Consider the following 21171-nt stretch of genomic DNA (forward strand, 5'->3'; position numbering starts at 1 on the left):
CGCGGGCCGGTGCCGGCAGCGGGAAGGGTGCGGCGATCAGGCCGACTTCAGCTCGCGCACCCAGTCGACGTAGCGGTCGACGAAGCCCTGCAGGAACTTGCGCGTGTCCTCGCTGACGATCTGGCCCTGGTCGTCGATGCGCGCCGGGTCATGCTTGATGAACATCTCCGGCTGTCCGAGCATCTTCACGTCGAGATACGCGAGCACGTTGCGCAGGTGCTGCTGCGCGAGCGCGGTGCCGACCGCGCCGGGCGACGTGCCGAGCACCGCGCCCGGCTTGCCGGACCACGAGTTGTGCCCCCACGGACGCGAGCCCCAGTCGAGTGCATTCTTCAGCACACCCGGAATCGAGCGGTTGTACTCGGGCGTGACGAACAGCAGCGCGTCGGCGGCTTCGATCGACTGCTTGAAGCGCTTCGCGACGTCCGGAAATTCCGCGTCGTAGTCCTGGCTGTAAAGCGGCAGTTCGCCGATCTCGACGAATTCGAACGAGAAATCGGCGGGGGCGAGCGAGATCACGGCGTGCGCGAGCGCGCGATTCCAGGAACCGCGACGCAGGCTGCCGACGACGACTGCAACACGATAGGACATGGCATTCTCCTTCCGGTGAGTGAAGAATCGGATCGATTGATTCGGGAAAGGCGATAAAGGTCTGTTTATAGGCAAGCCAGCCCGCGGACCGTCCCACGGGGCCGACCGGCCGACTTTCCACAAGGTTTTCCACAGAAATTGTGGATAACTTGACCGTTAAGGTCTGATGTTACAGATCGCCCGCATCGCGAGTTCGCGGCGCGCGACACAGGGTTCCGGCAAGCATAGCGCAGCGCGCCGGCCGGCTTGATGAATTCGTGACGGAACATGCGTTGCAGCGCGGCGTCGCGCCCAGTAAGCTGCTCGCACCGCGACGCGCGCGCCCGGTGACACACGCGATCGCTTTCATTTCGTAAGGCTCCTGACCCGCCATGCCGTCCGCGTACGACGACCCCGCCTATCTCGCACAACTGCGGCACGACCTGCTGCGCTTCGCGCGGCTCCAGTTGCGCGATGCCGATGCGGCCGAGGATGCCGTGCAGGAAGCGCTGACCGCCGCGTGGTCGCATGCGGGCGAGTTCGCGGGACGGTCCGCACACAAGACCTGGGTGTTCGGGATCCTGCGCAACAAGCTGATCGACATCCTGCGCGTGCGACAGCGGACCGTGAGCCTGTCCGCGCTCGACGCGGAGCTCGATGGCGAATCCGCACTCGACCGCGAGCTGTTCAAGGAAAACGGGCACTGGGACGCGCATACCAAGCCGCGGCCGTGGCCGCGCCCCGAGACGCTATTGCAGCAACAGCAGTTCTGGTCCCTGTTCCAGGTCTGCCTTGATCATCTGCCGGAACACATCGGCCGCGTGTTCATGATGCGCGAATTCCTCGATGTCGAGATCGCCGATATCTGCAGCGAACTGACGTTGACGACGAACCATTGCAGCGTGCTGCTGTATCGGGCGCGCACGCGCCTGCGCACCTGCCTCAGCGAAAAAGGACTGACGACCGAAGATGCTGCCGGGGAAATGTAGGGACGTGACGCGACTGCTGTCGGATGCGCTCGACCGGTCCTTGACGCTGTATGAACGCATGCAGGTGCGCGTGCATCTGCCGGCTTGCAGTGGGTGCAGGGCGTATCGCGGGCAGATTGCGCTGCTGCGGACGGCTGCGCATGCGGCGGCGGGGCGGGGTGCGGCGGATGGGGCGGACAGCGAACGGGATGCGTCGTCGGGAGACGGTCAGGGCTGAGTTGGCGGTGTCGTTCGAGGTCGCGTGTGGCGAGGGCTGCGGGCGCGGTCGTTGTCGACGTCGATGAGTTGCCGCTGGAAGTGACTCGCGACTCGCGGTCATTGAATGCAGTGCTGGTGGCAGCGTCGCGACGAAGATCGATCGGCGGCGGCGGATGGATTCGGCGGATGGATTCGGCGGATGGATTCGGCGGATGGATTCGGCGGATGGATTCGGCGGGGGGATTCGGCGGGGGGATTCGGCGGGTGGATTCGGCGGGTGGATTCGGCGGGTGGATTCGGCGGATGGATTCGGCGGATGGATTCGGCGGATGGATTCGGCGGATGGATTCGGCGGATGGATTCGGCGGATGGATTCGGCGGATGGATTCGGCGGATGGATTCGGCGGATGGATTCGGCGGATGGATTCGGCGGATGGATTCGGCGGATGGATTCGGCGGATGGATTCGGCGGATGGATTCGGCGGATGGATTCGGCGGATGGATTCGGCGGATGGATTCGGCGGATGGATTCGGCGGATGGATTCGGCGGATGGATTCGGCGGATGGATTCGGCGGATGGATTCGGCGGATGGATTCGGCGGATGGATTCGGCGGATGGATTCGGCGGATGGATTCGGCAGATGGATTCGGCAGATGGATTCGGCAGATGGATTCGGCAGATGGATTCGGCAGATGGATTCGGCAGATGGATTCGGCAGATGGATTCGGCAGATGGATTCGGCAGATGGATTCGGCAGATGGATTCGGCACGCTCGACGGTTGGGCGCTGCGGCGGGTGAGGGTCATCACGGTCAGCGACTGCTGCCAGTACGGCCAGGATGATCGGTTGCAGCACGTGAACAAGGCCCGTCGATCCGACGCCCTGATCGCCGCGGCGAGCGGTTGAGGCCATCCTGTTCCGTGACTGCCGGCAGCGCGGTCACCGTGATCGATTTGCAGTACGCGGATTCATTCGGTCGATCCGACACGCTTGTGCCGGATCGATGCGATAAGAAAAATACGCCGAACATCAATTATTCAAAGAGTGCGCGCACCAATTCGGGCGGCCGACCGATGGCTGCCTTGCCTCGATACACGACGATCGGACGCTGCAGCAGAATCGGATGGGCAGCAATCGCTTCGTAGGCCTCCGCATCGGTCAGACTCACGCGGGCAAGATCCAGCACCTTGTACGGCTCCTCTCCATCGCGAAGCATATCGCGCACGGATCGCCCAAGCTGACGACGCAGCGTTTCCAGTTCCTCGACCGTCGGCGGCGTCTTCAGATACTCGACGACATTCACCGGCGTGCCGGTGGTGTTCAGCGTCTCGACCAGTGCGAGCGTCTCACGGGACTTCGAGCAGCGGGGGTTGTGGTAGATCGTGATCATCGTTCAGGCCAGGATGGAAGAGGCCCGTATTGTAGCCAGTCTGGTTGCGCGCGTTTCGGTGGGGTATGGGGGGCGTGCGAAGGGGAAGTTGAAGACTTGGACGACGCGTGGGATGAACCAGTAGTACTGGTAAGTGCACAGCGTGCTGCTGCGTTTATGCGCATAAAGTGCATTGCGCGGGCGATTACCGGGACCGTCTTGGTTGGGAATAGCGCAGGTGCATCACGACGCACCTCTATGGCGGATTGCAGAAAATCAACAGGCCGCCGCCTTGTTTATCCGTCGTTAGGTTTATGCGCATAAAGCCGTCGCTTCCCGAGCGGGAGGGCCACTGATATCACGGTCGATCCGTGCACGACGGGGCCTCGAATATCGGCGGGGCGATACGCCACGGCGCCCGGGTCATCGCTGCAAGGTCGACTGTACGTCGGTCGATGTACGGCCGCTCATGGCTGGCCACCGATTCTCTCTCGGTGGTTTATGCGCATAAACACTGGTGGAACGGCCCGCTCTTCGTCGCAGCACACGACGATATCAGGTCGACCCGAGCGGGGCAGAATGCGTCATCCGGGCGCGGGCGCGAGCGAAGACCCTGCACCGTAAACGCTCGCCGGCGCGGCGGAAGTTTATGCGCACAAACTCCACCGTCACCGAGACAGCGCCCTCGCTCAACAAGCGATAGGGGAGGTCCTGATACATCGCAACGAGCGGCATCTCGAACACGATCCCAAACGGCTGTCGGCGCGAAGCCCCTCCGCTCGTCATCCATGCCTGCGCCTCCATCCTTTCCACCGATCCGACATCCCCAATCCGTTTATGCGCATAAACCCATAGCCTGAATGGCCAATGCGTAGTTGATGAACGACAATTTCATTGAAATATAAATATCGTCCTGTAGAATTCCAACGACCAAAAACAGGAGTGAAAATTGGCCGCGGAAATCATTGCAGTCACTCAACAAAAAGGCGGCGTCGGCAAAAGCACGATTGCCATGCACCTCGGCGCGGCGTTCCATGAAAAAGGGAAGCGCGTCCTCGTCATCGATGCCGACGGTCAAAACACACTGATTCACTGGTCGAGCGCATCCGGTGACAGCGACGCCGGCATCCCTTTCCCTGTCGTCAACCTCGCCGAAGCTGGCGGCCAAATCCATCGCGAGATCAAGAAGTTCATCAACGACTACGACATCATCGTCGTCGATTGTCCGCCGTCGATCACCGAGAAGGTTTCCGGCGTCGTGCTGCTGGCCGCATCGATCGCCGTGATCCCGACTTCGTCGTCACCGGCCGACTACTGGTCGAGCGTCGGGCTGGTCAAACTGATCCAGCAGGCGCAGGTGATGAACGAAGACCTCCGTGCCGTCTTCCTGCTGAACAAGACCGAAGAGAAGCGCATGCTGACCCGCGAACTCAAGCGCGCGCTCGAGGAACTCGGCTTCCCATTATTGAAGACGCAAATCCCGACCCGGGAAGCGTACAAGCAGGCGATGGCGCTCGGTCAGACCGTGCTGCAGATGAACGACCGTGGCGCCAAGCTGGCCGCCGCGGAAATCCGCGCATGTGCCGACGAAATCGTCGCCATGCTGCCCTGACTTTATGCGCATAAAGGAGTCACATGAAACCCTCCCAATTTGCAAAAGGATTCCAAGCGCGCCCGGATATCACGACGAGCGAAAAGCGCACGGCGCTTGACCGGCTGAATGCCATCGACGGTATCGTCAAGTCCGAGACGGCCACGCCGGCCCCGACGAAGTCCGCCAAGAAGGACATCACGCCGCCGTCAGCTCCGGAAGTCCTGCTCGATCCGTCGACCGACGAGTCGCCGCAATATCGCGCGTGGCGCCTCGAGAATCGCTATGCGCCCGGCCAGGTGATCGAACTGCCGCTGAAAGCGATCAAGCATAGTCCGTTCAACCCGCGGCACTTCTATCTGAAATCGTCGATCGCCGAACTCGCGGTCAACCTTGCGAAGCAGGGGCAGCAGCAGGCGATCCACGTGATTCCGGACTACGACAATCCGGGTACGTACTTCGTCAGCGACGGTGGGCGCCGCGTGCGCGCGCTGAAGGAAGCGAACAAGGAGTCGGTGAAGGCGATCGTGATCGACGTGCCGATCGGGATCCAGAGCTACAAGCTCGGCTACGACCTGAACGTGCAACGCGATTCGCAGACGGTGTTCGACAACGCCGTCGTGTGGCGCCGCTTCCTCGACGACAAGCACTTCCAGAGTCAGAAGGAACTGTCCGAACATCTCGGCCTTGACGAGTCGACGGTCGCGGTTGCGCTGTCGATCGGCAAACTGCCGGAAACCGTGATGCAGGAAATGGTTGCGCGCCCCGATCGCTTCGGTTCGAACATGGCGTATCAGGTCGGCCGTTATCACAATGCGCGCGGCACCGAGGCGACACTGCGGCTGATCAACAAGATCGTGTCCGACGATCTCAGCACGCGTCAGGTCTCGGACATCGTCAAAGGCCGCGTCGCAGCGCAGGAGACGCCGAAGCCGGCGGGCCGCCAACGCTATGCGCAGCGTCTCGAGATCAAGCTCGGCGGCAAGTCGGTCGGCGACCTGAAGTCGTATGGCGAAGACCGCATCGAACTGCGCCTGCGCGGCCTCCCGAAGGACAAGCGCGACGCGATCCTCGAGCAGCTCGAGCGGATGCTGTTGTCGGAGTGATGGAGACGGCCGGCAGGACCTGGCGATGCACCGGGCCCGCCGGTTGGGCGGGCGGCCGGCGACGGCCCGTCAGAGGGGCCTGAACGGGCCTCAGGCGGCCCGCGATTGATTCAGGGTGAACGACAGCAGGTCGCCGTCGGTCGGCTCGCCCCAGGTCTTCTGGGCCAGCCAGTCGAAAAACGCCGTCTCGGCCAGCTTCGAATCGAGACCGCGCTTGCGCCAGTCGTCGCGCAGGTGCGAGCCCATCGTCGGCAACACTTCCGACTCGAACGACTCGCGCGCCACTTCGCGCTCCGCGTCGCCCTGCTCCTCGTACAGCACCTTCGCTTCCTTGCGGCGGAACGCCGCGAATTCGCTCAACAGGCGTGCCTTCAGATCGTCGGGCTGAGCCGCGACGACCTTCGCGGCAGGCGTGCCGGAAGGCAACGCGTCGACGGACTCGACCGGCGGCGCATAACCCTTCTTCAGCGCATCCTTGAACAACGCGGGCGCGCTGCGCACCGGCGGCAGCGTCGTGCTGCGCATCCGCTGTTCGGTCATCTGCAGCGCGGCGCGAATCCGGTTTTCCTCGCTGTCCGCGTAAAGCGTCTGCGCTTCCTTGAGCGGAATCCCGAGCTTCACCATCCGGTCGACCAGCGTACTGTCGAACACGTTCGGATGCTCGTCGAGCGCGAGCATCGGCTGCTTGCGCTCGGTCACGCGGAACTGGATCTCCGCGACCCGTCGCCCTTCACGATGCTCGATCAGCTCGACGAAGATGTTGGTGACCGCATTGACCTCGGCGATCGCCGGACGCAGATAATCGCGCTTGAAGTACTTGTACTCACGCTTCGCCTCGTCGCCGGCTTCCGTATCGGGCGTGCCCGACAGGATCGGCCGCCACCATTCCCACGGCTCGCGCATCGTCAGGTGGCTCGGGTTCGTCAGGTAGCGCACGCAGATTTCGTAGAGCGCGAGACCGGCGCTGCTGCGCAGCTGGCTCTGAAACTGCAGGCTGAGGCGCGCGTACTGGACCGGGTCGAGCAGCTTCTTCTTGATCTTCGGTGCGAACGAGAATTCGACCCACACGCGGCGGGTAGCCGGATCCTCGAGAATTTCGGCATCGGCGATCAGCGTCGAGATCCCCCACTTGCGGCCTGGCTTCTGGCTCGACGTTCCCGTGCTCCATTCGACCTGGACCGACACCATGCGGCGCAGGTGTTCCTTCACCAGTGCGGTGTCGTTCGAATCGAAGGCAGAGTTGGCGACGATATCCGACAGCAGCGCGCGGTAGGTATCGCCCGAGTCGTCGGCCTGCTGCGCAACGGCGAGCAGGACGTTGAACAGCTTGCGGGTAAGGAGCGTGATCTTGCCGCTCTTCGGCTGAATTGCGATCGCCTCGACGGCCTTGCGCAATTCGGCTGAGCTGGCACTCACCACATCCACATCGGTTTTCTTGGCGCGCTTCGTGGCCATGCGTCGGGTCGGAGGGAGAAGTTTCACGGAAGGATAGCGCCTGTGGTGATGTGCGTCCAGAACGACATGCTCACCATAGCCGGTGAAGTGCGCGGACAAAACGGCGCTCACCCCAACCTACTCCCGAAAACGCTCACCGGTCCGGATTTACAGCGTTTCGGACGCGTCCAGACGGGTCGCGGGATACGCGGATGCACAGATTTTCGCCTGTGCTCAACACGTGCGGGATTTGCTCCCGTATCGGCTCACCTTTCGATTTGTCGTAATTTTACGACTGCACTTCCGGGCTCCGTCACAGGGGTCGCTACCGGGTGTCGCGACGCGGGGCGAATCGACCCGCACCGGCCTGTATGCATGTACAGGCGCGGTCGACCGGAAGATCGCGTCCCTGTCCGGGATCCGGAAAACCCGCGCCGAAAAGGCGCTCCGTGACGTCGGTCGAAGCCGTTTCACAAGGCCGGGCGCGCATTGTACAGCGCACAGAAACCGTTTGGTCCCGAATATTCTCACCTGACCGGCTCGGATTTCTGTGACCCCGGATACCGACGAATCCCCGACACACGCGGGATCAACCGGCAGGACCTCCCGAAAAACCTCACCTTATAGAAAAAAGCGGCGCTCCAATGGCCGCGGACACCGCTCCCGAAAAACCTCACCGTAACCGCCTCGGTATCAAAAATGTCAATGGCATCCGATACTTATGTGCAGCCGGCGTTCCGCTGTGCCAGGCGATCATCCCCTGAAAAGCCTCACCTTTCCGGCATCCGGGCGTATGCGGCAGTGGTATGTCGACTCCTGAAAAGTCTCACCTGTGCCAAAAAGTGGCACAGCAAAAATCAGATTTCCGCCAGTCCCGGTGGGCTTTTCAGCGAATTCGCGCTGTGACGGGTCCCGAAAATACTCACCTTTGACCAATTTCCGAGCAAATAGCGATCCCGCAAAGGCTCACCTATGAGGCACACGGCGGACTGTGATTGACGCCCTGAAAAAGCTCACCTCAACGTGATCCGGCCAGGAAAACCCGGATTTCACTCCCGAAAAGCCTCACCTTTCGGGCTTCGCAGGGTCCACAGGACGCTTTTGCCGTGCAAAATGGCGGTCGTTTCCCGGAAATCCTCACAGCAAATCGCTGTGGAGTCCCGTGAAACCTCACCTTTCATGAAAACTGCCCAAAAGATGGGCAGAATGAGGGCTCAAAGAAGGTCCCGCAAATTCTCACCTATGTCTGCACAGGCAGAAAACTGTGCGCTCAGGCACCGCGCGGGTTCTGTGGCTGTATAGCCCCGAAAAGCCTCACCTTTGGGAAATCTCGTGTTTCACTGTGATCCCGAATCCGCTCACGACCTTTCCTGCATCGGCTCACGCAGATCCCCGAACCCCATCACTTCAGCTCCCGCAGAACATCACCTTGGTTCCCGTAAAACTTCACCTTGTCGGCCGGAAAGCCTTGCTACATAAGGCTGTGCCGTGGCGTTAACGTTTTTAACTAAGGGTTCAAGGGTGTTTACTTCTAATACTCTCAAGACATCGGTCGTCGAGTTTTCCACAGAGACCCCAAACCCTGAACCCCCACAGGCTGCGATGACGTCCGTCATGTGAAACAAAGGCACTTTTTCGGGGCTTGCTCAAAAATGCTTTTAGTACAATGACTTGGCTCACTTTCTTCGCTTTGTTTCACGGGATTGGCATGCTGCTTCGTCCGGATCGGTCCACAGATCCAATTTCTGTGCACAGCGACGCAAATCCGCCACGCTCGACGAAAACAAGTATCAAAAAATACGTATTTCGTTATGATCGCAACATATCAATGTCTGTGAGTCCGTGCCATGACGCTGGATGAAATGCGTGAAGTCATCCGTGGAGAACTGGAAACGCTGCGCGCGAGCGGCGCACGTCGCCAGGAGTTGTCGCTACATGCCTGCAAGCGTCTGTTCTTCGATCTCGGCATCCGGCCGTCGGCTGCCAATGTCCGCGACCTGACCCAGACCGGCAGTGCCAGTGACATTCCGAAGGACATCGACCATTTCTGGGAGCGGATCCGTTCCGCGTCGAAAGTCCGGCTCGACGGAGCGGCGATTCCGAAAGCGGTCGAGGAAAAGGCCGGTGCATTGCTCGGCGCGCTCTATGAAGAAGCATTGAAGGCGGCCAGGGAAAGCCTCGACATCGACCGCGAACAAGTTCGCGCCGGCGTGACCGACGCGGAACAGCGGTTGCGCGACGCCTCGGTTCGTCAGGAAACGCTCGAAGGCGCGCTGACGCGTAGCGAAACCCGCAACGACCAGCTGCAGGCGCGCGTGACCGAGCTTGAAGTGCAACTGGCCTCGCAATCGACGCACGGTTCGGCAAACGAAGCGACGCTGCTCACCACTGTCGCCCGACTCGAGAAGGAACTGGCCGCGATGGTCAGCCGCGTCGACGCCGAACAGACGCAGAACGCGGCGCTGCGCGACCGCATCGATACGCTGCAAGCCGAATTGCAGCAGCGCACCGAACACTACGCGCAGCAGATCAAGGACGCGGTGGCCGAAGCCGAGCGCCGGGTCAAACCGATGCTGGTCGAACTGGACTCGCTGCGCAGCATGGCGTCAACCTATCAGAGCGGTTTGCGCGACGTGCAGCGCAAGGAATTCGATTTCCTTCAGCAACTGAGTTCGGCCAAGGCCCGCGCGGACCGGCTCGAGGAACAACTGCGCAGCCAGGGCGATGAACTGGAACGCGCGACGCGCGACGTGAATACGCTGCGCGCGAGTCGTGGGATGAATCCGGAGATTGCCGCGCTGATCCGGCGCCTCGCCGATGCGGGTCAACTGGATGCGGACGCGTTTGCCGCGATCGGTACGTCGCTGGACCGCGAAATTCCGCTGCCGAGCCAGTGCCCGCATTGCGACGGCGAACCGGAGCTGTCGCATGGCGACGACGGGTTCGAAGTGTCGTGTCCCGAATGCGAACATGCGTCGGGACCCTGGCCTTCCCGATTCGAAGCGGTCGCGCGTTTTGCACGCGACTGACGCGTCTGCCGGCACAGCGATCGCACAGGTGAGGTGATCCGGGAGGCGTGAGGTGAGGTTTTTCGGGAGCTGTGAAATGGTGAGGCTACGCCGTACAAGGCTGCTCACGGATCATTGTCGCGTGAGCAGCCGGCTCGGCATCAGTGAGTTTCGTCCTGGTCGGACGCGTCACCATTCGCGAGATCATCGCGCCAGTTTTTCCACGCACGGTGCAGGCGGTTCGACGAGATCGGCCGCATGAAGCCGAGCCACTTGCCGACCCGCTCGGGCGGCACGTCGTGTTCGAACAGTTCGGCCGCATAGGTGTTGCGCAGCGTTTGCGGACTCGCGCGCGCGGTGCGTGACGACGTGAGCCCGGCGGATTCGACGATCGCATCGATCGCGCGCAGCATCGTCGCCTTGTGCATCGGCCGTCCGGCGTGCGATGCCGGAAACACGAGTTCGCCGGGAATCTCCTGTCGCTTGCGCTCCACGAGCCACGCTTCGAGCAACGCGATCGCGAACGATGCCAGATGGGTTTCGCGCGCGAAATCGGGATGCGTCGACGGAATCTGCAGCGACGTTCCGCTTGTGTTGATGCAACTAATAGTAAGCGCGCGTGCTTCGCCGGTCTTCACGCCGGCGCCGAGAAACGCAGCGACGAGCGCGCGGTCGCGTCGCTCTTTCCAGTAGGCGGAGCCCGATACGCCGATCGGCGAAAACAGGTAAGCCAGCAATTTCGCGCGTTCGCCCGGCGTCAGGAAACCCGTCGGCTCGTTGTCGCGTGCCTGGCGCCAGTTCGCTTCGCCATCCTGAGCAATGAAGCGGGCGGGGTTGGTGGAGGCGAACTCGGTGCGCCGGATGTGGTCGAGCACGCGCTCGATTAGTCGCAGATAGCGCATTCGCTGCGTTTTCCTGATCGGAAGCTCACCGACGAAGTTCGCGATCGTTGCGGTATCGACCGTGGCCAGGTTTTTCTGGTGTGTACGCAGCCACGCGAGAAAGGCACCCCATTGCGCGCGATAGACGTCGGCTGACGAACGGCGGTAGTCCTGCATGGCAAGCCATGCGTCGAATGCGGTTTCGGGCGAGAGGATCCAGTCGGATGCGCTGCGGTCGAACAGATCCTTTTCTTCCGGGCGTGCCGGGGTGTCGGAGGGCGTAGGAAGGGACATGTTATTTATTCCGTTAGTTGCGTATATGGTAGCCCTTTCCGCAACGTCGCGGGCAGCAGGATGCGGGAGCCGACCGCCGTGTCGGACGGCCCGGGCGTGGCGTCAGTCGCCCCACGCCTTGGACGGACGGTGAACGCGCTCGCGGGGCGCCACTTCCTGCGACCTGGCCGCGGCTTCATACGCGAGGACAGCGAACGAGAACACGGCAGGCAGCGCGTTGGAGCGGCCGAAGTCGATCGGATCGTCTGTTTCGGGAAAGGTCATGTCCGACGGCCGTTCGAACAGTTGACGCATGCCGGCATCGTGCCGGCTGGCAAAGCCGAGATCGGCGAGCGCCTCGGCTTCGATGGCGTGCAGCAGACGCCACGACAGCGGAACGCGCTGACGGATGTAGCGCCCGGCTATATGGCGAACGATCAGCTCGAGGTCGTGCGCGGCAGCCTTGAAGCTAAGCGCGGCCAAATCTTGTTCTTCTGTCATCGCAGGCTCCTGTCGACCGGCGCGGGCGCCTCGGTGCGCTGCCCCGGCCATGCATGGCGGAATGTCCGTATACTGTACAAACATACAGTATTTTCCGCAACTGGCCTTTCGGCCAGCTATCTGCATCGTCAGCGATGAATCACGATCAGTAGTGCGCGTGCCTCGGCCTTGCCGGGGTTGCGGATCGCGTGCGGCGTGTCGGCCGGATAGCGTGCGGTGTCGCCGGCTTTCAGGCGCCGGCTCGCCGCCGCGGCTTCGATTTCCATTGCCCCTTGCAGCACGGTGAGGTGCTCGCGTGTGCCGGGTTCGTGCGCGTTCGACACGAGCGCGCCGCCGCCCGGCAGCGTCAGTTCGTACCACTCGAACTTGCCGGCCAGGTCGATCGGGCCCCATACGCGCAATTGATAGCGACCGTCGTGGCCGGCGAGCGTTGGAATGTCGTGCGGGCCGTCCACGCGGATCGTCTCCGGCGCTTTCGGCTGCGAGAACAGCTCGTCGAGCGTGATGCCGAGCGCATTCGTGAGCCGCCACGCGACCGCGATCGTCGGATTGGCCTTGTCGCGCTCGATCTCGGAGAGCATCGACTTCGATACGCCGGCCGCGCGCGACAGGTCGTCGAGCGTCAGCTTGCGCTCGTTGCGCAGGCGCTGGATCTGCTCGCCGACCCGCGGCGGCGTGACGCCCGGCTGCTGCGGTGCGGCGCCGGCTGGCGTGCGCCGCGACGCGGAGGAACTTGCCATTTGGTTTCCGTTCGCTTAGAGTTGTTCGGTATTTCGAATTCTAGTTCGGAATATCGGATAAATGCGGTCAACCGAACGACCGACTATAACAGTAGCAGGCCGTTGCGCTGTCGCCACGAGTGGCGCGCGGCGGATGGCGAATCCCTGTCAGGAGCTTTGCGATGCGTGATGCCTTTCTCGCCCAGGTGCGCGGGACGCTCGACCAGATCCGCGCGGACGGTTTTTACAAGACCGAGCGCGAGATCGCGAGTCCCCAGGCGGCGGCCGTGCGGCTCGCCGGCGGTGCCGGCGTGCTGAATTTCTGCGCGAACAACTATCTGGGTCTGGCGAACGATCCGCGCCTGATCGCCGCGGCGAAGGCCGGTCTGGACCAGGACGGCTTCGGCATGGCATCGGTGCGCTTCATCTGCGGCACGCAAACCGTGCACAAGCAGCTCGAAAGCGCGCTGGCGTCGTTTCTCGGCACCGAGGACAGCATCCTCTATTCGAGCTGCTTCGATGCGAACGGCGGCCTGTTCGAGACGCTGCTCGACGAGAACGACGCGGTGATCAGCGACGAGCTGAACCACGCGAGCATCATCGACGGCATCCGCCTCTGCAAGGCGAAGCGTTTCCGCTACAAGAACAACGACCTGTCCGATCTCGAGGCGAAGCTGAAGGAAGCCGACGCAGCGGGCGCGCGCCACAAGCTGATCGCGACCGACGGCGTGTTCTCGATGGATGGCATCATCGCCGACCTGAAAGGCATCTGCGACCTCGCCGATCGTTACGGCGCACTCGTGATGGTCGACGACTCGCATGCGGTCGGCTTCATCGGCGCGCATGGCCGCGGCACGCCCGAGCATTGCGGCGTCGATGGTCGCGTCGATATCATCACCGGCACGCTTGGCAAGGCACTGGGCGGCGCATCGGGCGGCTATGTCGCAGCCCGGCGCGAGATCGTCGAATTGCTGCGCCAGCGTTCGCGCCCGTATCTGTTTTCGAACACGCTGACGCCCAGCATCGCCGCGGCATCGCTGAAGGTGCTGGAGCTGCTCGGCAGCGACGAAGGCGCGAAGCTGCGCGAACGCGTGCGCGAGAACGGCGTGCGGTTCCGCGAGCAGATGACCGCCGCGGGCTTTACGCTCGTGCCGGGTGCGCATCCAATCATCCCGGTGATGCTCGGCGACGCGCAGCTCGCGACGAACATGGCCGACAAGTTGCTCGCCGAAGGCGTCTACGTGATCGGCTTCTCGTTCCCCGTCGTGCCGCGCGGTCGCGCGCGCATCCGCACGCAGATGAGTGCCGCGCATACCCCCGAACAGATCGATCAGACGGTCGCCGCGTTCGTGCGCGTCGGCAAGTCGCTCGGTATCGTCTGACGGAGGCGCAACCATGAAAGCACTGGCAAAGCTCGAACGCGGTCCAGGCCTCACGCTCACGCGTGTGAAGCGTCCCGAAGTCGGGCACAACGATGTGCTGATCAAGATCCGCCGCACGGCGATCTGCGGCACCGACATCCATATCTGGAAGTGGGACGACTGGGCGCAGAAGACGATTCCCGTGCCGATGCACGTCGGTCACGAGTACGTCGGCGAGATCGTCGAGATGGGGCAGGAAGTGCGCGGTTTCGCGATCGGCGATCGCGTGTCTGGCGAAGGCCACATCACGTGCGGTTTCTGTCGCAACTGCCGCGCGGGGCGACGGCATCTGTGCCGTAACACCGTCGGCGTCGGCGTGAACCGCGAGGGTGCGTTCGCCGAGTATCTGGCGATTCCCGCGTTCAACGCGTTCAAGATTCCGCCGGAGATTTCCGACGATCTCGCGTCGATCTTCGATCCGTTCGGCAACGCGACGCATACCGCGCTGTCGTTCAATCTCGTCGGCGAGGACGTGCTGATCACCGGCGCGGGCCCGATCGGCGTCATGGCCGTCGCGATCGCCAAGCATGTCGGCGCGCGCAACGTCGTGATCACCGATATCAACGACTACCGGCTCGAACTCGCTCGCAAGATGGGGGCGACGCGTGCGGTCAACGTCGCGCGCGAGTCGTTGCGCGACGTGATGGCCGACCTGCGCATGACGGAAGGCTTCGACGTCGGCCTCGAGATGTCGGGTGTTCCGAGCGCGTTCACGAGCCTGCTCGAGGCGATGAATCACGGCGGCAAGGTCGCGCTGCTCGGCATTCCGCCCGCGCAGACGGCGATCGACTGGAACCAGGTGATCTTCAAGGGGCTCGAGATCAAGGGCATCTACGGCCGCGAGATGTTCGAGACCTGGTACAAGATGGTCGCGATGCTGCAAAGCGGCCTGGATCTATCGCCGATCATCACGCATCGCTTTGCGGCCGACGATTACGAGAAAGGCTTCGCCGCAATGTTGTCCGGTGAAAGCGGCAAGGTGATTCTCGACTGGACGGTCTGAGTGCCGGCGGGGCGGCTCGGCGCGTTTGCCGACTGCTTCGCTCATATCGGCCGGTGCGTGTGTCGGGGCCGATCGGCTTCGACACACGCGTAAGGTGAGGATATTCGGGAGCTGTGCATGCGTGCCGAATGGCGGCCCGATCGCGCTTTCGTGGCGCGCTTGAGCGGGGAATGCAACGGATTACACGCACCTCTCGCTTGCGAAACAAGGGCGATCGCGTTTCGATTTCCCGGAACGCATCGGTGACATGCAATCGCGCATGCACCTCACCTGTCAGGGCGCTCCCACCCCTTCTGTCGCGTTGCCCGGCGTGTGTCTTTCTTCCTGCTCTTCCGTTTTCGCTTGTCGCGTTTAAATAGCAAGCCCTTGCCGCATCATCCGCCCGGCTTTGCTCTGCTTCTGCGGCAGCACACCGCCACGCAGCGCGATTTCAACGTATCTTCGATGCGTGAAGTGATCAATGGCGTGCGAACTCACCCATCGGTCTACCGGTCGACGTCGATAGGTGCGCTGCCTGCTATTTGATCCGCTCACCGTTCAACCGAGCATGCGCAGTTCCGCCCGCGTGCATGCATGCCGCAGGGCAAGCCATGTGCGTCGTTTCATGACGCCGCTCCGGCACGCCGCGCAAATCGGGATCGTGAGCCCGCATCGTGATCGTCGCGACCAGGTGCGCGTTGCCGAGCACGACGCAACACTCGTTGGCGAACACGCATTCGCGCGTCGCCGACGCCGGCTGGTCGCCCCACGGACAGACCGCGGCGCCGAGATGTGCGTACGCGCGATGCAGCAACGCGGTCAGCGATTCATACGAATCGCTGCGCGGATCGAAATGCCGTACGACGAAACGGCCATCGAGCCGTCAGGCATAAGCCGCATGGGTACGCGTGGAGCGTGGGGATTCCGATAGCTGGATGATGTCCTTTCGGCCAGACAGGGTGAGCGAAGTGTAGTGAGTGCCCTGCGTTCGCTTCTAAAAAAATGTCGTCAACGCCACCTGGAATGCGCCGCCCGCTATCTGAGCCGGGCGCTGTTCGGCCCTCCCGTCGACAAGGCCATTTCGCATGGGTGTTGACGAAGGAGAACGATCGTTCTACCGTAAACCCATGAACACACATGATGACCTCTCCGGCGAACCGGCCGTTCGCGACCGGTTGCTCGACGCGGCCGAAGCGCTGATCTACTCGGGCGGCATCCATGCCACGGGTGTCGATGCGATCGTGAAGCGCTCCGGTGCCGCGCGAAAGAGCTTTTATTCGCATTTCGAATCGAAGGAGGCGCTGGTCGTCGCCGCGCTCGAGCGCCGTGACGAACGCTGGATGCGCTGGTTCGTCGATGCAACGCTCGCGTGCGGCAAGTCGCCGCGTGCGCACCTGCTCGGCATGTTCGATGTGCTGCGCGACTGGTTTGCGCAACCCGATTTTCACGGCTGCGCGTTCCTGAACGCATCCGGCGAGATTGCCGACGTCGACGATCCGGTGCGCGTCGTCGCGCGTATGCACAAAGCACGCTTGCTGGCGTTCGTGCGCGAGCGGTTCGACGCGTATGCCGATGACGCCGGGATCGAGCGCCGCGGGCTGGCCCGCCTCGCGCGTCAATGGCTGGTGCTGATCGACGGCGCGATCGGCGTGGCGCTCGTCAGTGGCGATACGATCGCCGCGCGCGATGCGCGCGCAACGGCAGAACTCTTGCTCGATACGATGCCCCGAGCGTCGAAGTAGTACGTCCCCACCGGTTGCGTTCGTGCGCAGCCAGAACCTTGAACAGGAGCATCCCATGTCCGCTTCCCCGGAAGTTCGTCCGCCCGTTCCGCCCTTCACGCTCGACACGGCGCGCCAGAAAGTGCGCGCCGCGGAGGATGCGTGGAACACGCGCGACCCGCGGCGCGTCTCGCTCGCTTATACGCCGCAGAGCCGGTGGCGCAATCGCGCGGAGTTCGTGACGGGCCGTGACGAGATTGTCGGCCTGTTGCAGCGGAAATGGACGCGCGAGCTCGACTACCGGCTGATCAAGGAGCTGTGGGCGTTCGGCGGCAATCGCATCGCGGTGCGATTCGCCTACGAATGGCATGACGACGCCGGCAACTGGTTCCGCTCATACGGAAACGAAAACTGGGAGTTCGACGAAAACGGATTGATGGCGCACCGCCACGCGAGCATCAACGATCTGCCGATTCGCGAAGCGGATCGCCTGTACCACTGGCCGCTCGGCCGCCGTCCGGACGATCATCCCGGCCTGTCCGATCTCGGGCTGTGACGCAGCACAATGACGACACGTGGACGCGCTCGATCGTGCATCGCGCGCGTCGCCTGTGCTCAACGGTGAGGAAATACGGGAGTTGCGTGCTGAGGTGAGTGTTTTCGGGAGAGGGACATTCTGTGCGGGACGGTGTGCTTCTTCACGCCCTGTATCTCACCGATCAATCTTCGCAGGAAACGGCGCGAATGCGCTGACGGACATACCGCATGCATTGGCATGCGCAGGTCTCTCGTCGCTCGCGTGCGAAGCGAACGTGAATCGAACACAACTTCGGCGGCGCATTTGCACGGCCTTGCGTGCCTGTACTGGAGTGGTGAGGTTCAAGCGGTGTGCATCGATGCGGGATGCAACTCACCGTTCGACTTCAACACGATGCCGATCACAGCAATGGATCGACACGTAACCGTGCGTGCCGCCGAACCGTATTGCTCACCGTTCGGAATCGACATTGACATCGAACTCGACACCGACACGCACGCATGCAAGCGTGCGCATCGGCATCAGCAAAGGTGCGTGGCAGTCGGCCGTGTTGCTCACCCTCGAACACGACATCCATCGACCCCCTGACAGCACGCACCCATCACATCGTTCTGTCAGCCGGCGATCCGCGCGGCGATTGCCTCGCCCACTTCCTGCGTCCCCGCTTGGCCACCGAGATCGCGCGTGCGCGGCCCGGTGCGCAGCACGTCCTCGATCGCCGCGACGATCGCGTCGTGCGCTTCGCGTTCGCGGCCTGCGCCGTTACCGAGGAAGTCGAGCATCATCGCCGCCGACCAGATCATTGCAATCGGGTTCGCGATGTACTGGCCCGTGATGTCCGGCGCGGAGCCGTGCACCGGTTCGAACAGCGACGGAAACGTGCGATCCGGGTTGAGGTTTGCCGACGGCGCGATGCCGATCGTGCCCGTGCAGGCCGGACCGAGGTCGGAAAGGATGTCGCCGAACAGGTTCGACGCGACGACGACGTCGAAGCGGTCGGGCTGCAGCACGAAGCGCGCGCACAGGATGTCGATGTGCTGCTTGTCCACGGCGATTTCGGGATAGCGTTCACCCATTTCGGCCGCGCGCGCGTCCCACCACGGCATGCTGATCGCGATGCCGTTGCTCTTCGTCGCGACGGTCAGCCGCTTCGCGCGGCGCTGGGCGAGCTCGAACGCGAACTTCAGCACGCGCTCGGTGCCGTGACGCGTGAAGATCGACTGCTGCATGACCACTTCGCGCTCGGTGCCTTCGAACATCGTGCCGCCGACCGACGAATATTCGCCCTCGGTGTTCTCGCGCACGATCAGGAAGTCGATGTCGCCCGCCTTGCGGCCGGCGAGCGGCGACGGCACGCCGTCGAACAGGCGCGCGGGCCGCAGGTTGATGTACTGGTCGAACTCGCGGCGGAACTTCAGCAGCGAACCCCACAGCGAAATGTGATCGGGCACCGTCGCCGGCCAGCCGACCGCGCCGAACAGGATCGCGTCCATGCCCGACAACTGCGCCTTCCAGTCGTCCGGCATCATCTTGCCGTGCTGCGCGTAGTAGTCGCAGCTCGCCCAGTCGACCTGCTCGAACTGGAAACGGATGCCGAAGCGCGCCGTCACGGCGTCGAGCGCGCGCAGGCCCTCGGGCATCACTTCACGGCCGATGCCGTCACCGGGGATGACGGCAATCTTGTACGTCTTGTCGCTCATGCAAGCCTCCTTGGCTGGTCGAGCCGCCGGCAGCGTGCGCAGCGGAACACGACGCCATTTTATTTATTTCCATTCAGATTAAAATCGTGCGAAAGGTTAATCGACTTTCCACGAATCGTGAACAAATCGCCGAATCTCGACGACCTGCGCGTATTCAGCCTGGTCGTCCGCCTGACGAGCTTCAGCGCGGCCGCCGAGCAGCTCGCGGTCTCGCCCGCGTATGTGAGCAAGCGCATCGCACTGCTCGAGGCGCAGCTCGGCACGCGCCTGCTGCATCGCTCGACGCGCCGCGTGACGGTCACGGAAGCAGGCGAACGCGTGTTCGCGCGTGCGGAGAAGATTCTCGACGACGTCGATCATCTCGTCGAGGACGTGTCGACCACGCGCACGGTGCCGCGCGGCACGCTGCGCATCTCGAGCAGCTTCGGCTTCGGCCGCCATGTCGTTGCGCCGGCGCTGCTCGACTTCTCCGCGCGCTATCCGCAGCTCAACGTGCGGCTCGACCTGTTCGACCGGCTCGTCGACGTTGCCGGCGAAGGCTACGACCTCGACGTGCGCATCGGCGACGAGATCGCCGATCACCTGATCGCGCGCCGCCTGGCCACGAACCATCGCGTGCTGTGCGCGTCGCCGGACTATCTCGCACGGCGCGGCACGCCGCGCACGCTGGCGGATCTCGCGTCGCACGACTGTCTCGCGATCAAGGAGCGCGATCATCCGTTCGGTGTGTGGCGATTGAACCTGCGCGGCGAAACGGTAACGGTGAAAGTCGGCGGCGCGCTGTCGACGAACCACGGCGAGGTGGCCGTGCAATGGGCGCTGGCCGGACGCGGGATCGTGCTGCGTTCGATCTGGGAAGCGGGGCCGCTGATCGAGCGCGGCGAACTCTGTCGCGTGCTGCCGGACGTGACTCAGCCGGCCAACATCTGGGCCGTGTATCCGGAACGCGTCGCGGCTTCGGCGAAGGTGCGCGTGTGCGTCGATTTTCTGGCGGACGCGCTCGCCGGGTTGAATGCCGCGGCAAGCGACGATGCGGGCTGAAATCGGCCAAAGGTGAGCTTTTACGGGGGCATGTGCGGAGCATCGGCAGGCACCCCGTTGACGGCGCGCAACCGCATCGCGAGCGGGCACCGTCCAGCAGGCACCGACGCATCGGCGGGCGCGATACGCCGGGCCGGCCGCCGGCGGTGCCCGCTCGTCGCTTATGCCGCTTACGTCGCCTTCTCCACGCTCACCGCATCGAGCATCAGGTCGAGATTCTGCACGGCCGCGCCGGATGCCCCTTTGCCAAGATTGTCGAGCACGGCGGACAGCAGCACCTGACCGTGATCGGCATTGAAGAACACGCTGAGCTGCAGGTCGTTCGACCCGTTCAGCGCCTGTGGATCGAGATGGGTGATCGCGCGCGCGTCCGCGAGCGGCGTGACCTCGACATGGCGCGCGCCGGCGTAATGGTGCGCGAGACACGCGTGCAGCGACGCACCGGTCACGCCGGCCGGGAGAAGGCGCAGCTCGATCGGCACGGTCAGCACGATGCCCTGCCGATACGCGCCGTAAGCCGGTACGAACAGCGGGCGATGCGCAAGTCCGGCATGGAGCTGGATCTCGGGCACATGCTTGTGCGCGAGCGCGAGGCCGTAGACCTGCAGCGGTTTCGCGCGTGCGGCGCCGTTCGATTCGAAGGCGTCGACGGCCGTGCGCCCGCCGCCCGAGTAACCGGACACCGCATGGATGCTCACCGGGTAATCGCGGGGCAGCAGGCCCGCCTGTAGCAGCGGCCGAAGCAGGCCGATCGCGCCCGTCGGATAGCAGCCCGGATTGGTGACGCGCGGCGCGCGTGCGATTTTCTGCGCATGTCCGTCGACCATCTCGGGAAAACCATAGACCCAGCCCGGTTCGGTGCGATGGGCTGAACTCGCGTCGATCACGCGTACCGCCGGATTCCGGATGAAGCCGACCGCTTCGCGCGCGACGGCATCCGGCAGGCACAGAATCGCGATATCGGCTGCGTTGATCGCATCGGCGCGTCGCGCGGGATCCTTGCGTTCGGTATCCGGGAGCGTGACGAGCCGCAGGTCGGTGCGATCCCGCAGGCGCTCGTGGATCTGCAGTCCGGTCGTACCTTGGTCGCCGTCGATGTAGACAATGGGGAGGCTCATGATGGTCGCG

General features: G+C 63.3%; 19 protein-coding genes. 11 read left to right on the forward strand and 8 right to left on the reverse strand.

What is annotated here, in order from left to right; genetic code table 11:
- Positions 1-36: 36 nt before the first annotated feature.
- Entirely contained in the window at positions 37-591 is a 555-nt protein-coding gene (locus AC1Z3W_RS01540) for an NADPH-dependent FMN reductase (protein WP_057925463.1), read from the reverse strand.
- 371 nt (positions 592-962) lie between these two features.
- On the opposite strand from AC1Z3W_RS01540, the gene AC1Z3W_RS01545 reads away from it, so the two are divergent.
- From AC1Z3W_RS01545 to AC1Z3W_RS01555, 3 genes are all read left to right on the forward strand, one after another.
- Positions 963-1559, forward strand: coding sequence for an RNA polymerase factor sigma-70 (locus AC1Z3W_RS01545; protein WP_483506727.1), 597 nt, complete (start codon positions 963-965; stop codon positions 1557-1559).
- Positions 1540-1776, forward strand: a complete 237-nt coding sequence (locus AC1Z3W_RS01550) for a zf-HC2 domain-containing protein (RefSeq protein ID WP_082664634.1) — start codon at positions 1540-1542, stop codon at positions 1774-1776. The genes AC1Z3W_RS01545 and AC1Z3W_RS01550 overlap by 20 nt, the downstream gene beginning before the upstream one ends.
- Positions 1777-2073: 297 nt before the next feature.
- Positions 2074-2664: a hypothetical protein gene (locus AC1Z3W_RS01555; RefSeq protein ID WP_483506729.1), complete on the forward strand. Its 591-nt coding sequence runs from the start codon at positions 2074-2076 to the stop codon at positions 2662-2664.
- 127 nt (positions 2665-2791) lie between these two features.
- Here AC1Z3W_RS01555 and arsC read toward each other — a convergent pair whose 3' ends face one another.
- Entirely contained in the window at positions 2792-3148 is a 357-nt protein-coding gene (gene arsC / locus AC1Z3W_RS01560) for an arsenate reductase (glutaredoxin) (RefSeq protein ID WP_483506731.1), read from the reverse strand.
- Positions 3149-4076: 928 nt separating this feature from the next.
- Here arsC and parA point away from each other — a divergent pair.
- Both parA and AC1Z3W_RS01570 read left to right on the forward strand, forming a co-directional pair.
- The gene (parA, locus tag AC1Z3W_RS01565) at positions 4077-4739 is read left to right on the forward strand and encodes a ParA family partition ATPase (RefSeq protein WP_006751663.1); all 663 of its coding nucleotides are present in this window, start codon (positions 4077-4079) and stop codon (positions 4737-4739) included.
- Between the two features lie 23 nt (positions 4740-4762).
- Entirely contained in the window at positions 4763-5824 is a 1062-nt protein-coding gene (locus AC1Z3W_RS01570) for a ParB/RepB/Spo0J family partition protein (protein WP_057925459.1), read from the forward strand.
- Positions 5825-5914: 90 nt separating this feature from the next.
- Here the strand turns inward: AC1Z3W_RS01570 and AC1Z3W_RS01575 are convergent, their stop codons facing one another.
- On the reverse strand, positions 5915-7279 hold the full coding sequence (locus AC1Z3W_RS01575; RefSeq protein ID WP_057925458.1) for a replication initiation protein: 1365 nt from the start codon (positions 7277-7279) through the stop codon (positions 5915-5917).
- A gap of 1826 nt (positions 7280-9105) precedes the next feature.
- Here AC1Z3W_RS01575 and AC1Z3W_RS01580 point away from each other — a divergent pair.
- Positions 9106-10287, forward strand: coding sequence for a DNA-binding protein (locus AC1Z3W_RS01580; protein ID WP_057925457.1), 1182 nt, complete (start codon positions 9106-9108; stop codon positions 10285-10287).
- A gap of 140 nt (positions 10288-10427) precedes the next feature.
- Here AC1Z3W_RS01580 and AC1Z3W_RS01585 read toward each other — a convergent pair whose 3' ends face one another.
- From AC1Z3W_RS01585 to AC1Z3W_RS01595, 3 genes are all read right to left on the reverse strand, one after another.
- The gene (locus tag AC1Z3W_RS01585; protein ID WP_057925456.1) at positions 10428-11441 is read right to left on the reverse strand and encodes a tyrosine-type recombinase/integrase; all 1014 of its coding nucleotides are present in this window, start codon (positions 11439-11441) and stop codon (positions 10428-10430) included.
- 102 nt (positions 11442-11543) lie between these two features.
- On the reverse strand, positions 11544-11921 hold the full coding sequence (locus AC1Z3W_RS01590; protein ID WP_483507821.1) for a DUF2471 family protein: 378 nt from the start codon (positions 11919-11921) through the stop codon (positions 11544-11546).
- A 128-nt stretch (positions 11922-12049) separates the two neighbouring features.
- Positions 12050-12661, reverse strand: coding sequence for a helix-turn-helix domain-containing protein (locus AC1Z3W_RS01595; protein WP_124832564.1), 612 nt, complete (start codon positions 12659-12661; stop codon positions 12050-12052).
- A 161-nt stretch (positions 12662-12822) separates the two neighbouring features.
- On the opposite strand from AC1Z3W_RS01595, the gene AC1Z3W_RS01600 reads away from it, so the two are divergent.
- The 4 genes from AC1Z3W_RS01600 (at position 12823) to AC1Z3W_RS01615 (ending at position 17320) form a co-directional block, all read left to right on the forward strand.
- The gene (locus AC1Z3W_RS01600; protein ID WP_057925453.1) at positions 12823-14022 is read left to right on the forward strand and encodes a glycine C-acetyltransferase; all 1200 of its coding nucleotides are present in this window, start codon (positions 12823-12825) and stop codon (positions 14020-14022) included.
- A gap of 13 nt (positions 14023-14035) precedes the next feature.
- Complete coding sequence (tdh, locus tag AC1Z3W_RS01605) at positions 14036-15064, forward strand: L-threonine 3-dehydrogenase (protein WP_057925452.1); 1029 nt, start codon at positions 14036-14038, stop codon at positions 15062-15064.
- A 1106-nt stretch (positions 15065-16170) separates the two neighbouring features.
- Positions 16171-16785, forward strand: a complete 615-nt coding sequence (locus AC1Z3W_RS01610) for a TetR/AcrR family transcriptional regulator (RefSeq protein WP_057925450.1) — start codon at positions 16171-16173, stop codon at positions 16783-16785.
- Positions 16786-16840: 55 nt separating this feature from the next.
- Positions 16841-17320: a nuclear transport factor 2 family protein gene (locus AC1Z3W_RS01615; protein ID WP_124832562.1), complete on the forward strand. Its 480-nt coding sequence runs from the start codon at positions 16841-16843 to the stop codon at positions 17318-17320.
- 596 nt (positions 17321-17916) lie between these two features.
- On the opposite strand, the gene AC1Z3W_RS01620 is transcribed toward AC1Z3W_RS01615, so the two are convergent.
- A complete protein-coding gene (locus tag AC1Z3W_RS01620) occupies positions 17917-19002 on the reverse strand; it encodes a tartrate dehydrogenase (RefSeq protein ID WP_057925449.1) in 1086 nt (361 codons plus the stop codon).
- Between the two features lie 117 nt (positions 19003-19119).
- Here AC1Z3W_RS01620 and AC1Z3W_RS01625 point away from each other — a divergent pair, with 117 nt between their 5' ends.
- A complete protein-coding gene (locus tag AC1Z3W_RS01625; RefSeq protein WP_483506733.1) occupies positions 19120-20043 on the forward strand; it encodes a LysR substrate-binding domain-containing protein in 924 nt (307 codons plus the stop codon).
- A gap of 170 nt (positions 20044-20213) precedes the next feature.
- Here the strand turns inward: AC1Z3W_RS01625 and argC are convergent, their stop codons facing one another.
- A complete protein-coding gene (argC, locus tag AC1Z3W_RS01630) occupies positions 20214-21161 on the reverse strand; it encodes an N-acetyl-gamma-glutamyl-phosphate reductase (protein WP_483506734.1) in 948 nt (315 codons plus the stop codon).
- Between the last annotated feature and the right edge of the window lie 10 nt (positions 21162-21171).

Source organism: Burkholderia sp. 10_S31, assembly GCF_056930375.1.

Bases quoted from the DNA above. Each gene is read 5' to 3' on its own strand.
- AC1Z3W_RS01575 (WP_057925458.1), bottom strand. From the start codon at position 7,279: ATGGCCACGAAGCGCGCCAAGAAAACCGATGTGGATGTGGTGAGTGCC.
- AC1Z3W_RS01585 (WP_057925456.1), bottom strand. From the start codon at position 11,441: ATGTCCCTTCCTACGCCCTCCGACACCCCGGCACGCCCGGAAGAAAAG.
- AC1Z3W_RS01610 (WP_057925450.1), top strand. From the start codon at position 16,171: ATGAACACACATGATGACCTCTCCGGCGAACCGGCCGTTCGCGACCGG.
- AC1Z3W_RS01550 (WP_082664634.1), top strand. From the start codon at position 1,540: ATGCTGCCGGGGAAATGTAGGGACGTGACGCGACTGCTGTCGGATGCG.
- AC1Z3W_RS01600 (WP_057925453.1), top strand. From the start codon at position 12,823: ATGCGTGATGCCTTTCTCGCCCAGGTGCGCGGGACGCTCGACCAGATC.
- AC1Z3W_RS01570 (WP_057925459.1), top strand. From the start codon at position 4,763: ATGAAACCCTCCCAATTTGCAAAAGGATTCCAAGCGCGCCCGGATATC.
- AC1Z3W_RS01580 (WP_057925457.1), top strand. From the start codon at position 9,106: ATGACGCTGGATGAAATGCGTGAAGTCATCCGTGGAGAACTGGAAACG.
- AC1Z3W_RS01540 (WP_057925463.1), bottom strand. From the start codon at position 591: ATGTCCTATCGTGTTGCAGTCGTCGTCGGCAGCCTGCGTCGCGGTTCC.
- AC1Z3W_RS01615 (WP_124832562.1), top strand. From the start codon at position 16,841: ATGTCCGCTTCCCCGGAAGTTCGTCCGCCCGTTCCGCCCTTCACGCTC.
- AC1Z3W_RS01620 (WP_057925449.1), bottom strand. From the start codon at position 19,002: ATGAGCGACAAGACGTACAAGATTGCCGTCATCCCCGGTGACGGCATC.
- tdh (WP_057925452.1), top strand. From the start codon at position 14,036: ATGAAAGCACTGGCAAAGCTCGAACGCGGTCCAGGCCTCACGCTCACG.
- AC1Z3W_RS01590 (WP_483507821.1), bottom strand. From the start codon at position 11,921: ATGACAGAAGAACAAGATTTGGCCGCGCTTAGCTTCAAGGCTGCCGCG.
- AC1Z3W_RS01545 (WP_483506727.1), top strand. From the start codon at position 963: ATGCCGTCCGCGTACGACGACCCCGCCTATCTCGCACAACTGCGGCAC.
- AC1Z3W_RS01595 (WP_124832564.1), bottom strand. From the start codon at position 12,661: ATGGCAAGTTCCTCCGCGTCGCGGCGCACGCCAGCCGGCGCCGCACCG.
- AC1Z3W_RS01555 (WP_483506729.1), top strand. From the start codon at position 2,074: ATGGATTCGGCGGATGGATTCGGCGGATGGATTCGGCGGATGGATTCG.
- argC (WP_483506734.1), bottom strand. From the start codon at position 21,161: ATGAGCCTCCCCATTGTCTACATCGACGGCGACCAAGGTACGACCGGA.
- arsC (WP_483506731.1), bottom strand. From the start codon at position 3,148: ATGATCACGATCTACCACAACCCCCGCTGCTCGAAGTCCCGTGAGACG.